Annotated in this window: 14 protein-coding genes; 7 read left to right on the forward strand and 7 right to left on the reverse strand. The window is 40.5% G+C overall.

What is annotated here, in order from left to right:
- The 7 genes from J3492_RS11130 to J3492_RS11160 all read left to right on the forward strand — a co-directional run.
- Window positions 1-898: glycosyltransferase family 4 protein (locus J3492_RS11130; protein ID WP_207992127.1), on the forward strand; the 898-nt coding region annotated here is incomplete at its 5' end.
- 6 nt (window positions 899-904) lie between these two features.
- Window positions 905-1,510, forward strand: a complete 606-nt coding sequence (locus J3492_RS11135; RefSeq protein ID WP_207992128.1) for a sugar transferase — start codon at window positions 905-907, stop codon at window positions 1,508-1,510.
- Between the two features lie 162 nt (window positions 1,511-1,672).
- On the forward strand, window positions 1,673-2,857 hold the full coding sequence (locus J3492_RS11140) for a type III PLP-dependent enzyme domain-containing protein (RefSeq protein WP_207992129.1): 1,185 nt from the start codon (window positions 1,673-1,675) through the stop codon (window positions 2,855-2,857).
- Between the two features lie 126 nt (window positions 2,858-2,983).
- Window positions 2,984-3,967: an ATP-grasp domain-containing protein gene (locus J3492_RS11145; protein WP_207992130.1), complete on the forward strand. Its 984-nt coding sequence runs from the start codon at window positions 2,984-2,986 to the stop codon at window positions 3,965-3,967.
- A 117-nt stretch (window positions 3,968-4,084) separates the two neighbouring features.
- Entirely contained in the window at window positions 4,085-6,037 is a 1,953-nt protein-coding gene (gene asnB, locus J3492_RS11150) for an asparagine synthase (glutamine-hydrolyzing) (protein ID WP_207992131.1), read from the forward strand.
- 131 nt (window positions 6,038-6,168) lie between these two features.
- Window positions 6,169-7,380, forward strand: coding sequence for a DegT/DnrJ/EryC1/StrS family aminotransferase (locus J3492_RS11155; protein WP_207992132.1), 1,212 nt, complete (start codon window positions 6,169-6,171; stop codon window positions 7,378-7,380).
- Between the two features lie 160 nt (window positions 7,381-7,540).
- Window positions 7,541-8,254 (forward strand): GNAT family N-acetyltransferase, encoded by a 714-nt coding sequence (locus J3492_RS11160; protein ID WP_207992133.1) that lies wholly within the window; start codon window positions 7,541-7,543, stop codon window positions 8,252-8,254.
- A 32-nt stretch (window positions 8,255-8,286) separates the two neighbouring features.
- Here J3492_RS11160 and scpB read toward each other — a convergent pair whose 3' ends face one another.
- From scpB to rsmD, 7 genes are all read right to left on the reverse strand, one after another.
- On the reverse strand, window positions 8,287-8,832 hold the full coding sequence (gene scpB, locus J3492_RS11165; protein ID WP_207992134.1) for an SMC-Scp complex subunit ScpB: 546 nt from the start codon (window positions 8,830-8,832) through the stop codon (window positions 8,287-8,289).
- A 40-nt stretch (window positions 8,833-8,872) separates the two neighbouring features.
- Window positions 8,873-9,679, reverse strand: a complete 807-nt coding sequence (locus J3492_RS11170; protein ID WP_207992172.1) for a segregation and condensation protein A — start codon at window positions 9,677-9,679, stop codon at window positions 8,873-8,875.
- 139 nt (window positions 9,680-9,818) lie between these two features.
- Entirely contained in the window at window positions 9,819-10,916 is a 1,098-nt protein-coding gene (locus J3492_RS11175) for a tryptophan--tRNA ligase (RefSeq protein WP_207992135.1), read from the reverse strand.
- Window positions 10,917-11,007: 91 nt separating this feature from the next.
- A complete protein-coding gene (locus J3492_RS11180) occupies window positions 11,008-12,108 on the reverse strand; it encodes an LpxL/LpxP family acyltransferase (RefSeq protein ID WP_207992136.1) in 1,101 nt (366 codons plus the stop codon).
- A 260-nt stretch (window positions 12,109-12,368) separates the two neighbouring features.
- Complete coding sequence (gene rpsI, locus J3492_RS11185; protein WP_207992137.1) at window positions 12,369-12,755, reverse strand: 30S ribosomal protein S9; 387 nt, start codon at window positions 12,753-12,755, stop codon at window positions 12,369-12,371.
- A 10-nt stretch (window positions 12,756-12,765) separates the two neighbouring features.
- Window positions 12,766-13,194: a 50S ribosomal protein L13 gene (gene rplM / locus J3492_RS11190; protein ID WP_207992138.1), complete on the reverse strand. Its 429-nt coding sequence runs from the start codon at window positions 13,192-13,194 to the stop codon at window positions 12,766-12,768.
- 194 nt (window positions 13,195-13,388) lie between these two features.
- Window positions 13,389-14,111, reverse strand: coding sequence for a 16S rRNA (guanine(966)-N(2))-methyltransferase RsmD (rsmD, locus tag J3492_RS11195; RefSeq protein WP_207992139.1), 723 nt, complete (start codon window positions 14,109-14,111; stop codon window positions 13,389-13,391).
- Window positions 14,112-14,130: the final 19 nt, after the last annotated feature.

The raw sequence follows: 14,130 nt of genomic DNA on the forward strand, positions 1-14,130 counted from the left end.
TAGAATAAAGCCAACTTTCATGCTTTCTTATACTATCAAGCCTGTTATCTATGGAACATTAGCAGCAGCGCTTGCTCAAGTTCCAAATCGATATGCTTTAATAACAGGTTTGGGCTATGCGTTTCAAGATGTAGAAGAGACTAGCCATCGCAGCATCCTTCAAAAAATTGTTCAAAATCTTTATCAACGAGCATTATCTAAGGCAAGTAAGGTTTTTTTTCAAAACCCTGATGATCTACAATTATTCAAAGAATTAAAACTTCTAAAATCCAGTACACCTGCTGTTGTTGTTAATGGTTCTGGAGTCAATATGTCAAAGTTTGATGTAATGCCCCTGCCCCATGATGATGCTGGCTACCATAAACCATCATTCTTATTAATTGCTCGCCTACTCAATGATAAAGGCATTATTGAGTATGTCGAAGCTGCCCGAAAAATAAAACAAAAATACCCTGCAGTCGAATTCCACTTGGTTGGAGGGCTGTTTGATAATCCCGCAGCCATTAGTCAGCAGCAACTAGATGCTTGGTTAGAAGAAGGAGTCTTTGCTTATTGGGGAGAGGTAGATGATGTACGTGCTGCCATATCGGAATGCTCAGTTTATGTATTACCTTCATATCGTGAGGGTACTCCTCGAACCGTCCTAGAGGCGATGTCTATGGGGCGTAGTATTATTACGACTGACGCTCCTGGATGTCGCGAAACTGTAGTTGATGGAGAGAATGGGTTTTTAGTACCTGTAAGAGATGTCGATTCCTTAGCACAAGCAATGTTGCGGTTTATCGAACAGCCAGAACTCATGCTACAAATGGGTCAACGCTCACGCAAGATTGTGGAAGAAAAGTATGATGTACATAAAGTAAATGCATATATGATCTCTGAAATGGAACTGGAGTGATGACAAATGTTAAAAAGATTGTTTGATATTACTGCTGCCACTGCTGCTCTGGTTGTTTTATCTCCTGTATATGTCGCTGTGGCTTATAAAGTCAAAAAAAACCTCGGGACACCAGTCTTATTTCGGCAGGTACGTCCAGGTTTAGATGGAAAGCCATTTGAGATGATCAAGTTTCGAACGATGAAAGATGCTGTAGACTCAGAGGGTAACCCCTTGCCAGACGGTGAACGACTTACGGAGTTTGGCAAAAAGCTACGTGATACTAGTCTTGATGAATTACCAGAGCTATTGAATGTCATAAAAGGCGATATGAGTTTAGTAGGCCCTCGACCATTACTGATGGAGTATTTGCCACGCTATAATGAGGAACAAGCACGCCGCCATTTGGTACGCCCTGGGATTACTGGATATGCTCAAGTGAATGGGCGCAATTCTATAAGTTGGGAAGAGAAGTTTAAGCTTGATAATTGGTATGTAGAAAACAACTCAATGTTTCTAGATATCAAAATACTATTTAAAACAGTGAAACAAGTTCTCATTAAAGATGGTATTAATGCTGAAGGTGAAGTAACGATGAGTGACTTTATGGGCAGCCAAAATAAAGAAGGCTGATATTATCGAAGTACACACCTGTGTCTCAACATTGATTTTATTAGAGCCATCATCTCTAGACTATAGAGTTAGTAAAAAAAAGTCTGAGTTTGTTTATTAAAAATAAAGCTGATTAAAGTTATATTAAAAAATTGGATTTTCAGTATCGATTAAGGGGGTAGTATGCGTAAATTAGAAACACCAGCCTATATTGTAAAAGAAAAGGTGTTGGAGAATAGTATTAACTCTTTGAACTCTGCTTTATCTAATAATTTTAAAAATAGTATTTTTAGTTATTCCTTAAAAACCAACTCCTTACCTTACATTTTGGAAAGAGTTAAAAGTCATGGCGGGTTTGCAGAAGTTGTCTCAAGTGATGAGTATGAACTAGCAAGACTGGTTGGTTTTGATATAAATAAAATTGTTTACAATGGTCCTTTAAAGTGTAAAAACACTTTTATAGAAGCAGTAACAGGCGGTGCTATTGTCAATATAGAAACAAAAAGAGAGATTAAATGGTTGAATGAACTTCCTAAAGATCAGAAGTATTCAGTTGGTATTAGAATTAATATAGATTTGGCTGATATTTCACCAGATGATGCAAAAGAAAATGAAGATTACAGCCGATTTGGTTTTTCTTCTGAGAATAATGAGTTAGAGCAAGCGATAACGGATATTTTAAAATATAAAAATATAAAGCTAGTAGGGCTTCATGTGCATAGGACAACACTCTCTAGATCTGTGAATGTGTATGAAAGAGTTGCCAGTTATGTCAGTAATATCGCCAAAAAACACTCACTTGATCTTAAGTACATTGATATAGGTGGTGGGTTTTATGGAATCATGGAGGGCAAGCCAACTTTTGATGAGTACTTTAAAGCGATAAAAAAAGGCTTAGAAGCTTATTTCGATCTTAATCTTATAACTATAATAGTTGAACCTGGAAATGCAATCGTTGCATCAGCAATAGACTTTATCTCTGCTGTTATAGATGTAAAAAAAATTAGGGACTTTTACTTAATTACAACTGATGGGTCTAGAAATGATTTAGATCCCTTTTATAAAAAAAGTAAATACTTTCACTCGCTTATATACAGTGACTCAAAAGAATATCAAGTGCCTTTGCAAATAGTGGGAGGTGGAACCTGTTTAGAATACGATAAGATTTTTGAAGTAGAGAACCAGAACCTGCTTGCAGTTGGAGATGTCATAAAATATGAGTCAGTTGGTGCCTATACAATGACATTATCTCCATTATTTATTCGTTTTTTTCCAAACGTATACCTGAAGGATACGAATGGGTATCGATTAATTAGAAAGAAATGGTCTGCATCTGATTTTTACAATATCTATAAAACTGAAGAATAACAAGTTAGTTGTTTTTATGATGCGTTTATATTTTATATATAAATTATAAATACATAGAGTGGTGAATAAATAGTTTCCTACGCTATGAGATTATAAAATAAAACCTTGAAAAGGATTACCAGTATTATGAACATATTATTCTGTAGTGTTGGTCGTAGATCAAAGCTTCTGTCTAATTTTAAAGATAGTAATAGTGATATTAAAATTTTAGCAACTGACTGTAGTCCTTATGCACCTGCATTATATTTTGCAGATGAGCAGTTTATATCTCCTAGAGTGGACGACCCTTCTTATTTACCGTATATAACAGACCTATGTAAAAATAATAATGTACGCGCTATAACAACGCTTATAGATCCTGAAATAGAGCTTTTAGCGAAGAATAGATCTTATTTTATTGAAAATAACATTCTACCGCTTTGTCCTTCATATGAGACATCATTACTGTGTTTTGATAAATTCAAAATGTATGAGTTTCTGAAGAAAAATAATATTGATACGGTTTTGACTTACGATAATTTATCAGACTTTAAGGTTGGTTTAGAAAGTAAAGAAATAGATTTCCCTGTATTTATAAAGCCACGGACAGGTAGTGCAAGCGTTGGAGCTGAGAAAATCAGTGACATAAGTCAGCTTGAAGAAAAGTTTGAAGCCAATCCGCAATATGGTTACATTATTCAAGAGTTAATGGTTGGTGATGATCTAGATGTTGATGTCTACGTAGACTGTATAACAAATAAGCCTGTCGCAGCTTTTTCTAAAAGAAAAATTGAAACGAAAATTGGTGGGGCAAGCAAAACAATATCGTTTAAAGATGCGGCTTTATTTGAGCTTGTAAAAGAGATAGTACCCAATTTTGAGTTTTATGGTCCAATTGATATGGATTTCTTTTATAGAGATGGAAAGTACTATCTTTCTGAGATAAACCCTCGCTTTGGTGGTGCATACCTTCATGGGTATGGTGCTGGCGTTGATTTCTATAAAATGATAGTAAATAACGTGAATGGTATTGAGAATAAAGAAAGCTTTGGAGACTATGAAGAAGATATAGTGATGATGATGTATGACGATGTTGTCATTAAGCATAAGTCAGAACTGGCCAAAAGCTAGCTTAGATTTTCTGAGCCTTTTCTAACTATCATTGTATCTTCTTTCAATACGGTAACTGTTTTAAGAATTGGGCATTTACAATATCTATCATAATGATTAAAACGAGGTGACCTAGCCATGTGTGGTTTAAATGGTTTTTTCAATACCCAGACAGCAATGTCTGCTCAGACTGTAATATCCAAAATGAATACTGCTATATTTAGTCGTGGTCCAGATGATGGCGATAGTTGGCAAGATGAGGTTGTAGGTTTAGTTTTAGGTCATCGGCGGTTGGCTATTCAAGACTTATCTGCTGCTGGTGCACAGCCGATGCATTCTGCTTGTGGTCGCTATGTTCTTGTATTTAATGGTGAAATATATAATCACTTAGAGCTGCGTGAGCAGTTGATGACTGAGCAAAAGGCGCCCAATTGGCGTGGCCATTCAGATACAGAGACCATGCTTGCTTGCTTTATAGCATGGGGAGTTGAAAAGACGTTGCAAGCTATGGTGGGCATGTTTGCTATTGCTTTGTGGGATCGTCAGCAGAAAGTATTGAGCTTAGCTAAAGATAGAATGGGCGAAAAGCCACTGTATTGGGGTTGGCAAGGTCAAAGCCTGTATTTTGGCTCAGAGCTGAAGGGGCTTAAAGCACATCCTGCTTTTAAAACGGATATTAACCGTGATGCCATCACTTTGCTATTGCGTCATAATTGTATACCTGCACCTTATAGTATATATAAGGGTATTGAAAAGCTGCGTCCAGGTCACTTTTTGCAGCTTCCGTTAACAGACTTGAAAACAGCCCAAAAAACGCAACCACAAGCTTATTGGCGTTTTAATGATATAGTTGAAGCAGGATTAGCTAATCCATTTACAGGTAGTCCAGAGCAGGCTGTAGACGCTTTGGAATCGGCTCTTACTCGAAGTGTTGATGGTCAGATGCTCTCTGATATGCCGTTAGGTGCCTTTTTAAGTGGTGGTATCGATAGCAGTGCAGTGGTTGCGTTGATGCAAGCACAAAGTACGCTTCCAGTGAAAACTTTTACCATAGGTTTTGATGACAAAGGTTACAACGAAGCTACTCATGCGAAAGCTGTGGCAAAGCATATTGGTACGGAGCATACCGAACTTTATGTACGTCCTGAGGATGCTTTATCTGTCATACCTAAACTATCATCTATTTATTGTGAACCGTTTTCAGATAGCTCACAAATTCCAACCTTTTTGGTTAGTCAGTTGGCTCGTCAGCATGTTTCTGTTGCCTTAAGTGGAGACGGAGGAGATGAGTTGTTTGGTGGTTATAATCGATACTTGATGGGTCATCAGGTTTGGAATAGGAGTCGTAAGCTACCTAAGCCATTACGACTGTCTTTAGCGTCCGCTATTACTTCTTTATCACCGAAAAGATGGGATACTCTTTTTAATAAGTTTGGCTCAGTACTGCCCGAGCGCCTGCAACTAAACACCCTAGGAGATAAATTACACAAATTTGCAGGTGTGCTAGATATCAATAGTGAGCAAGATTTTTATCAGAGGCTAACCAGTCATTGGCAACAACCAGATCAGTTAGTTATTAATGCACAAGAACCAAAAACCTTAATTAACGATTCAAGTTGGCCTCAAACAGATAGCTTTCAGCATGCAATGATGGCTATGGATGCTCAAACTTATATGTCTGATGATATCTTAGTAAAAGTTGATCGAGCGGCTATGGCAAATAGCTTAGAAACAAGAGTACCAATGCTCGACCATCGTATTGTTGAGCTTGCTTGGCGCATGCCACTAGATTATAAAATACGCAACGGCGAGGGTAAATGGCTATTAAAACAAGTTTTATTCCGTCATGTACCACGAGAGCTGATTGAGCGGCCTAAGATGGGCTTTGGTATACCTATATATGATTGGCTGCGTGGTCCCTTACGTGATTGGGCTGAAGCTTTACTGGATGAAAACCTCTTGCGACAGCAAGGTTACTTTAATCCTGAACCTATACGCACTTTATGGAAAGAACACTTAAGCGGGATGTACAATCACCAATATCATTTATGGGATATACTGATGTTTCAAGCTTGGCTAGAAACACAATAAACTCTTTTTAAATAAAAAACCGGTAAAAGTCTCATTTATATAGGCTAATTTCTAAATGATACATTTGTTATTAAAGACAACATGTGAGTCATTGATTAAACATAACCAGAAATTACTTTCAAGGAAGACATATGCTAAACACTCCTTTTTCACCATGGCCAAGCTTTACCCAACAAGAAGCCAATGCTGTTAGCCAAGTACTGTTATCTAATAAAGTCAATTACTGGACAGGTACTGAGTGCCGTCAATTTGAAAAAGAATTCGCCGAATGGGCAGATAGTAAGTATGCCATTGCATTAGGTAATGGTACTCTAGCGCTAGATGTGGCTTTAATCGCGCTCGGTATAGGTGCAGGCGATGAAGTCGTCGTAACTCCACGTACCTTCATTGCAAGTATTTCTTGTGTAGTCAATGTGGGGGCAACTCCTGTCTTTGCAGACATTGATGAAGCAACAGGAAATATCACGGCAGAAAGTATAGCGGCTGTTATAACAGACAAAACTAAAGCGGTCATTTGTGTGCATTTGGCAGGTTGGCCATGTGACATGGATGGCATCATGACATTGGCAGACAAACATGATTTGTATGTCATCGAAGACTGTGCACAAGCTCATGGGGCGCTTTATAAAGGTCGTAGCGTTGGTAGTATTGGTCATATTGGCGCATGGAGCTTTTGCCAAGACAAGATAATGACTACTGGTGGCGAGGGCGGTATGGTCACTACTAATGATGAGCAACTATGGCGCAAGATGTGGGCATATAAAGATCATGGTAAGAGCTACGCTGCCGTATACGAAAAAGAGCATCCACCTGGCTATCGCTGGTTACATGAGAGCTTTGGCACTAATTGGCGCATGACTGAGATGCAAGGGGTTATCGGACGTATTCAACTTGAGAGAATGCCTGAATGGACCGCCAAGCGTACAGCCAATGCACATGCAATATTACAAGCTTGTAATCAATGGGTAGATAAAGGTTATCTGCATGTGCCACAATTAGAAACATCTAAGCAGTTTGCAGACTGTAAACATGCGTATTATAAGTTGTACGTCTATGTTAATACTGATGGCTTACCAAGTGAGTGGTCGCGTGATCGTATTATCTCAGAAATCAATCAGTTGGGCGTGCCATGCTTTTCTGGCTCTGCTTCTGAGGTTTATTTAGAAAAGGCTTTTGATGGGACAGGGCTGCGTCCTGAGACAAGACTACCTATTGCCAGAGCGCTTGGAGATAGTAGTTTAATGTTCTTAGTACATCCTACACTTACTGACAAAGAAATTGCAGAAACGTTACAGGCCATAAACATGACTTTTTCTAAGATGTGTAATACTACCGCAAGTTAGGTAGCATTGGTTTTGGTTATATTGGCATTTACCAAATTGGTATTTATCAAAAAGCTTGAAGATAGTTTGCCTAACTTTAATTAAAATCATTTAATATATGCGTTACTTTTTAACGGTAATCGTAAATATATGTAGTGTTGTAGGCAACTGGGAAATAATGATGAAAGTTACAAAACTATCTTCTGATTATGCTAATAAAATCAGTGAGTTATGCAACCAGGAACTTGATCAGCTTTATCTTTTGGGTACAGCCTATCAAAGTCCAAAGTTAAGTAACTATTTAAAGTTTATCTGCGAAGAAAAGCTAGAAGAGTTTTATGGGGTGAAGGACGGTGATGAATTGGTTGCAGTCATTCAGTATAGAAAACCTGACAGCTACTTGCATATCAATCACATGGTAGTTACTTCTTCTCATCAAGGACTTGGTTTGGGTAAGAAGCTGCTGTTTTGGGCATTCAAGCAAGCTGAGCTGAGTAATCTTGATGTTTCTTTAGATGTGGACTTAATTAATAAAAAAGCTTTTGATTGGTATTTGGCCAGTGGTTTTAAAGTTGCCAGTGAAACGAAAACTTCTATTTTAGACTTGAAAAGTCAAAACCCTAATACTATTGTATATCATGATAAAGAAAACCTTGCTAACTTTGGATTCTCTAATGCCAATATTGAAGGGCTTGAGGGCTTAAGCTTCTATTTTGTAGAGCCCAACACTTTATTGCTAAAAAATATCACAAAGCTAGAAAACGATACTTTAGATAAGTTGTATGATGCTGTCAATGGCTTACTGGTGGTGAATTCAGATGCCTTACCCGAAAATACTTTATCTGCTTCTATTTACAATAAAGTAATGATCGGCATGGTAAAACCTATGAATTGACAGTCAGGTTTTTTCATTAAACTTATAAGTTTTTAGTTTACTCCACCAATAGCTGCCAAGTCAGGCATTGGTGGCAGCTCGTCCAAGCTCGTCATTCCAAAAGCATCTAAAAACTGCGGGGTGGTATGGAGAAAGGCTGGACGACCGAGTGTATCTTTATAGCCGTCTTCTTTTATCCATCCTCTATCGAACAACTGTCGCAAGATATTGCTCGATAGCGTCACACCACGCACATACTCGATATCACTACGGGTTACAGGTTGTTTATAAGCAATGACACTTAGTGTTTCGAGTAATGCTTGGCTTAGGCGTTCTTGCCGCTGAGGGAAGATCCGTTGTATCAAGGCGCTATAACTGTCTGCTATCTGCAAGCGATAGCCGCTGGCGGTTTCGTGTAAGCGCAACACTCCAGTATCTAAGCGCTGTCGCAATACATCTAATGCTCGTTGTAACTCTGTAGTAGACAACGACAAATGCTGCTTGATGGCGTTTGCAGTGAGCGAGGTTTCGGAGGCATGTAATAGCACCTCGATCTGCTTACTTATATTTTCAAGAGATGGATTTTGAGTGTCTGTCATTAAAAATAGTCTCTATTAACAATCATTAAGCTAACAGTCATTAAGCCAGCCATTCCAAGGTTAGGGGTTCAATAACATGCTTACTTACAGTCTCATTATCAGTATTTTTAGGACTGTCTAAATGAGTGCTGACCAGCCCAATTAAATGACGCTTCATGAGTTCAAGTACAGCAATGAAACTGACTACAATGCCAACTTCACCTTGTTTTTTATCGAGCAGATCATAGAATGAGTGCGCACCTTTAGTGCTGAGCTGCCGGCTGATACTGGCAATACGATCAGCCAATGGCACAGTATCAACTTTAACAGTATGCATCTGATAGTCTGGCTGTAGTTGCATTTTAAGTAGGCTATCTACCAATAATGTTGGCGAGTAACTTGGGAGTTCGGCGTTCATAACGTCAGCACTGGGCATACTGACCATCGCTAAAAACACATCACGCTCCAGACGTACTAGGTTATCTAAGCGCTGACTGACCGTTTTAATCTGTGCGTACTCTTCAAGACGCTCAATGAGCTCCGCTTTTGGATCACGTTCATCATGTGGTATTGCAGGAGTGGGCAAGAGTAGCTCGGACTTAATGGCGATCAATGTTGAGGCCATCAATAGATAGTCACCTGCCAGCTCAAAATACTCAGTATCTAACTCATTGATATAAGACAGATACTGCTCAGTGATAGGAAGGATTGACATCTGAGTCAGATCAACGTTGTTTTTTTTGACCAGATACAACAAAAAATCCAATGGCCCTGCAAACTGTTCTAGCCAAATCTCAAAGGCTTGTGGTGGCACATAAAGATCATGCGGTAGCTGCTGCACTGGTGTTTGGTATATACGTATCGACATATCTTGCGCAGGCGTGGCTTTATTGGTGGATAAGCCAGAGACAGGGTTTGTATCTGGCTGATCATACTCAGAGTGCATACGCTGCTGTGAAGAGGATGTCGGCATGGTTACAGTTTGCTCTGTTTGCAAAACCATACCGTTATTTAAGTTTAGCGAGCGGGCGGATACCAATGGCACGACGGGTCTTATCCAACTGCTTGCGACTATGGCGACGAGCTTTATCTGCCCCCATGCGCAGAATTTCTTCTAGCTCTTTTGGATTGGCCATCAGCTCTTCGTAGCGTGCACGAAACGGCGCAATCTCGGCGTTTATTGTGTCAAACAGTGTTTGTTTGGCATCGCCCCAGCCAATACCTGAAGCGTACTGAGCACGCATTTTATCAATTTCTTCAGGGGTTGCGAAGGCTTTATAAATCTCAAAGATGGCCGAGTCGTCTGGATCTTTTGGCTCATCTGGCAGCTGTGAGTTGGTCACAATTTTCATGATGGCTTTATGCATCTGCTTTTCAGAGCTGACCTGCGGGTTTGGCTCGCCAAATAAAGGGATGGTATTGCTATAGCTTTTGCTCATCTTGCGGCCATCAAGCCCTGTGAGTAGCGGTATGTCTTCGTCCACAACGGCATCAGGTAAGGTAAATAGCGGCTTGTATCTGTGATTAAAGGTACCGGCAATGTCACGTGCCATCTCAATATGCTGTACTTGATCACGGCCGACGGGCACATGAGTGGCGTTGAACATCAAGATATCAGCAGCCATCAATACTGGGTAGCCAAATAAGCCCATGTTGATTCCTTGATCAGGATCGACATCACTTTTTTCCATATTAATATCGACAGCGGCTTTGTAAGCATGAGCACGATTCATCAGACCTTTGGCACATGAGCAGTTCAATATCCATGCCAGTTCTGGAATCTCAGGGACGTCTGATTGACGATAAAAAGTCACACGTTCAGGATCGAGACCACAAGCAATCCACGTCGCTGCAATCACTTTGGTAGATTCATGGATGATAGCGGGATCATAACAGCCAATAATGCCATGATAATCTGCCAAAAAGAAAAAGGCTTCATCATTGCTGTTCTGAATAGATTGAATGGCTGGACGAATGGCACCAACGTAATTCCCTAAGTGGGGGATGCCCGTTGGTTTGATACCTGTGAGAATGCGTTTGTTAGATTTTGCGTGGCCAGATTGGCTATCAGCATTTTGACTAGCAGAATTAAGGTTATTGCTCATGAAGAATCCATTGTATTTTGTTATAGATAAGAAGTATAAAGATGCAAAAAATTATAGCAAATTTTAGGGTTGTTTTTACGTCAAAAAACGCTTACTTGTAAATATCGGTGCGGCCTTCGGGACTATTTTTAAAACGACGATGGAACCACATCCATTGAGTTGGGTCAATACGAATTAGGCTCTCTAGGATTTCGTTGACACGAGTCGCATCAGCAACTTCATCATTGCTCGGATAGTCCTCAAGCTTTGGTGTGATTGTCAGGTGATAATGTGGTCGTTTGCCTTTAGGAAGGTTGTCTGGAGTCTGTCTGTAAGTGTGCAGCGCCATAACTGCCGGTGGCTTATCTTTGCTACCAAGTTTTGCCAACCGCCTCGACATCGTGATCGTTGCGGCGGGCACACCAAAGAATGGTGCCATCACGCCTTGTTTTAAACCGTAGTCTTGATCGGGAGAGTACCAGATAACATGTCCATCATTGATAGAGTGCACCAGACTGCGCATGTCACGGCTAGAGATTTGCTTACCAAAGATAGTGGTGCGACCATTATAGATAAACCATTCTAACAGCTCGTTGTTCTGCGGCCGATACATACAATCTGCGGCAAAAAACTGGGTACATAATCTACCCCCTAGATCTAGCATCGTATAATGCGCCCCTAGTAGAATAACCGCTCGTCCTTCATTCTGCGCATTTACTAAATGTTGCAGTCCTGATATAGAAAAAGTACGAGTAAATAGGTTAGGGCGAAACCAAGCGCACAAGGTCTCAAAAATACCAATACCTTGATTGACAAAGACTTGCTTTGCCATTAGCTCATGCTCAGCTTCAGACTTTTCAGGGAAAGCCAACTTTAGATTGGTTAAGGTGTCACGGCGCCGAGAGCCAATGGCTTTATAGCTTAAAATACCCAGCTTACGGCCGAGCCAAAACTGCCAACGTAATGGCAAATAAATCATAGGTACAAAAATCGCCAGTAACAACCAAATCCCCCAATATTTAGGCAATAAGAACTGCCATTGAAATGGCTTTTTATCAGCTTGTGCTGTGCTCTTATGCGTTTGAGTAATTGTAGGGGTACCAACAGGAATGGTAGGTGACTTAGGCAGCTGACTACTATCACCTGGCTTTGAGGATGCAGTACTGTTTTTTGATGAGGATTTATTAGGGTCAAATTGTTCGGGCGCTTTCATAGTATCCCTTTGCGCTATCAAGCTAATAATAAAAAGTTAATATCATCATGGGGTAGTAGGCAAGGCTTTGCAAGGTGATTTAGGTCTCAGCGGTAAGATAAGGCCCAACACTTATTGTACAATAAGGTCGTTAAACATAAAAAAACCTTATAAGCTGTAAGTAGCTTATAAGGTTTCGCAAATCTATGGCTTTGTCTCTAGCTGCTACTGCATATTTACAATAAGTACAGGAGCAGCAAGTAGATGAGCAATAGCTTTGATTAACGCTTTGAGAACTGAGGACGTTTACGTGCTTTACGTAGACCCAGCTTCTTACGTTCAACTTTACGCGAGTCACGAGTCACAAAACCAGCTGCTTTTAGGGCAGGCTTTAAGGTTTCGTCAGCTTCGATCAAGGCACGAGTGATACCATGGCGAATAGCACCCGCTTGACCACTAACACCACCACCGGCAACGGTGATGTATAGGTCATATTCGCTAGCAGATTCTAGTAGCTCTAGAGGCTGGCGAACAACCATGCGTGATGTTTCGCGGCTGAAATATTCATCAAGTGGCTTGCCGTTTACAACGATGCTACCAGTACCTTTTGCTAAAAAGACACGTGCAGTAGAAGTCTTGCGGCGACCTGTTCCGTAATTGCGTTCCATAAGTGACTCCTTAGATGTCTAGTTCTTTAGGTTGCTGAGCAGTATGTGGATGCTCTGTACCTGCATACAGCTTTAGCTTCTTGATCATGGCATAGCCAAGAGGACCTTTTGGAAGCATACCTTTAACTGCTTTGTGTAGAACATCTTCAGGCTTATGTGCAAGCAGCTTAGTGAAGTTGGTTTCTTTAATACCGCCTGGGTAGCCACTGTGACGATAGTATTTTTTATCTTGTGCTTTTTTACCCGTTACCGCGATTTTATCAGCATTAATGACAACAATGAAGTCACCAGTATCAACATGAGGCGTGTAACAAGTCTTATGCTTGCCACGTAAGCGGCTAGCAATTTGAGTGGCTAAGCGACCAAGGGTTTTGCCGTCAGCATCGACGACATACCAGTCATGGGTCACTTCAGCTGGTTTTGCACTAAGTGTTTTCATGATAAAACCTTAAAATTAAAATTCGTTGAGAGTTTGTCTGGGAACGGGGCTCTCAAAAAACAGACTGCACATTATAAGCAGTAGTGCTTAAGCTTGCAAGCTGCATTGTGGTTTATTTTTGTCTGCTGAGTATAAAAGTAAGCATATAGATTGATTTCTAGCAGATTTTGGCACTTCTTAATAGAGTTGGCCAATTATGACGCTGTAAGCCGATAAAGTCCAGCGACAACTTGTCCCACTTTGGTTTGTTTAACACATTCAAAGCGGATACGGCTGGGTTTCGTTTGCTCCAAAGCGTTCGCTTGCTGATGGATTTCGTCAGCCAGCTGTTGCAGTTGGGCCTCAAGCGCCTTGTCTGCTTCCAAATAAATTAAAGTATTACTATCAATAAGCGACTTACTGATAAGGGCCGTCAAGATAGGCTGCCACAAATCCTGCGCATAAGGCGGATCAATAAATACGATATCAAAGTGATTTTGTAGCAACTGGTCTTGCTTCAATACTTGCTGGGCGGTGCCCTGAAGGATTTGATAAGAGGTGGCCTCTAGATGTAACCGTTCAGCACTTTGTTGTAGCATCTTATGCTGATCAAGATTGGGCTCAATAAAGGTGGCGTGCGCTGCACCACGTGATAGTGCTTCAAAGCCCAGCACACCACTGCCGGCGCAGCTATCAAGTACACGAGCATCATGAATGTCGGCCAACAACCAATTAAATAAGGTTTCGCGCAGACGATCTGGGGTCGGGCGTAGACCGTCTGCGTCAATAAAATCGATACTACGCCGTTTATACATACCGCCGATGATACGTACACGACCGGTAGCGCTTGATCTAGGCTTGGTCGTGGTTTTTGTCTTCAGCCGGTGAGATTTTGATTTTGAGTATTTGGATTTTATAGGCGGAGACTTTTTTTTCATGGCATTTAGGTCTGTTTTA

The organism is Psychrobacter coccoides, from assembly GCF_017498085.1.
In the GTDB taxonomy this organism is placed as follows: domain Bacteria; phylum Pseudomonadota; class Gammaproteobacteria; order Pseudomonadales; family Moraxellaceae; genus Psychrobacter; species Psychrobacter coccoides.